Source organism: Luteibacter sp. P4_E6, from assembly GCF_056401535.1.
In genome coordinates, this window is the sequence record NZ_JBFUJE010000695.1 from 1 (window position 1) to 1,742 (window position 1,742).

At 64.8% G+C, this 1,742-nt stretch carries 2 protein-coding genes; both read left to right on the forward strand.

What is annotated here, in order from left to right:
* Nucleotides 1–63: 63 nt before the first annotated feature.
* Nucleotides 64–309: a FeoA family protein gene (locus AC1DT2_RS22500; protein ID WP_477298860.1), complete on the forward strand. Its 246-nt coding sequence runs from the start codon at nucleotides 64–66 to the stop codon at nucleotides 307–309.
* On the forward strand, nucleotides 306–1,742 hold a 1,437-nt coding region (feoB, locus tag AC1DT2_RS22505), incomplete at its 3' end, for a ferrous iron transporter B (RefSeq protein WP_477298858.1). The genes AC1DT2_RS22500 and feoB, both read left to right, overlap by 4 nt.

A 1,742-nucleotide genomic window follows, 5' to 3' on the forward strand; every position in this document is an offset into this window, starting at 1 on the left:
CTTCTGTGCAGGGCAATAGCGACAGGCGTACAATGCGAACAGTTCTTATTTGAGTATGCCCCGTTGCGCCTCTCAGAAGCACCGAAAGGTGCAAATGCCGTGGTCCAGACCGTTACAGATGCTCACCCTGCCGATCCGATCGCCCAGCGCCTGCGCGATCTCGGCTTTGTGTCGGGCGAACCGGTCCGCCTGGTCGCCCGAGGCCCGCTCGGTGGCGATCCCCTCCTGATCCAGATCGGTTCGACGCGGTTCGCGCTGCGCAAGACCGAAGCGGCTCGGGTGGATGTATCCGTGGACGGCACCGCATGAGCGCGGCATCCATGCGCATCGCCCTGGTCGGCAACCCGAACTGCGGCAAGACCGCTCTGTTCAACCAGCTCACCGGCGGACGCCAGAAGGTTGCCAACTACGCCGGCGTCACCGTCGAGCGCAAGGAAGGCCGTTTCATCGCGCCCTCCGGACGCACGCTGCACGTGCTCGACCTGCCGGGTGCCTACAGTTTCGATGCGACCAGCCCCGACGAAGCGATCACCCGCGACGTCTGCCACGGTCGTTATCCGGGCGAAGCCGCGCCGGATCTGATCGTTTGCGTGGCAGACGCGACCAACCTCCGCCTGCACCTGCGCTTCGTGCTTGAAGTGCGTCGTCTCGGCCGCCCGGTCGTGCTCGCGCTCAACATGATGGATGCCGCGCGTCGTCGCGGCATGGTCATCGATGTCGAAGGGCTTTCGCGCCGGCTCGGCGTGCCCGTGGTCGAGACCATTGCGATCAAGCGTGGCGGCGCTCAGGCGCTGATCGAGCGTATCGACGCCTCCATCCCCACGATCGTTCCTACTGCCTTCGACAACGCCAGCATCGAACAGCTGCATGCCGAGGTGCGTTCGATCCTGGCCGAGACGGTGACGTTGCCGCGTGATACCGCGGCCATCGACGACGCCATCGATCGCTGGGCGTTGCATCCGGTATTCGGCCTGTTGATCCTCGCCACGCTGATGTTCTTCATCTTCCAGGCGGTGTTCTCGTGGGCGCAACCGGTGATGGACGGTATCCAGGCCGGTATCACCGGCCTCGGCGCCTGGGTGACAGGGTTCCTTCCCGGTGACAGCGCGTTGCACAGCCTGCTCAACGACGGCGTGTTCGCCGGCCTCGGCGCCGTGCTCGTCTTCCTGCCGCAGATCCTGATCCTCTTCCTGTTCATCCTCGTGCTCGAAGAATCCGGCTACCTGCCGCGCGCCGCATTCCTGCTCGACAAGATGATGTTTCGCGTGGGCCTGACGGGCAGGGCGTTCATCCCCTTGCTCTCGAGCTTCGCCTGCGCGATCCCCGGCATCATGGCCACGCGTAGCATCCAGGATCCACGCGACCGCCTCACCACGATCCTCGTCGCACCGCTGATGACGTGCTCGGCGCGCCTTCCCGTGTACACGCTGTTGATTGCCGCCTTCATTCCCGATCGCGCGGTGTGGGGCGTGTTCAACCTGCAGGGCGTCGTGCTGTTCGCGCTGTATTTCGCGGGCATCTTCAGTGCGCTTGGCGTGGCCTTCGTGATGAAGCGCCTGCGCAAGGACAAGAGCGAGCACGCGCTGATCATGGAGCTGCCCTCGTACCGCCTGCCCAACGTGCGCGATATCGCGCTGGGTCTGTGGGAGCGCGCGCTGATCTTCCTCAAGCGCGTCGGCGGCATCATCCTCGCGCTGACCGTGTTGCTATGGTTCCTGTCCACGTTCCCGGGTGCGCCGGAA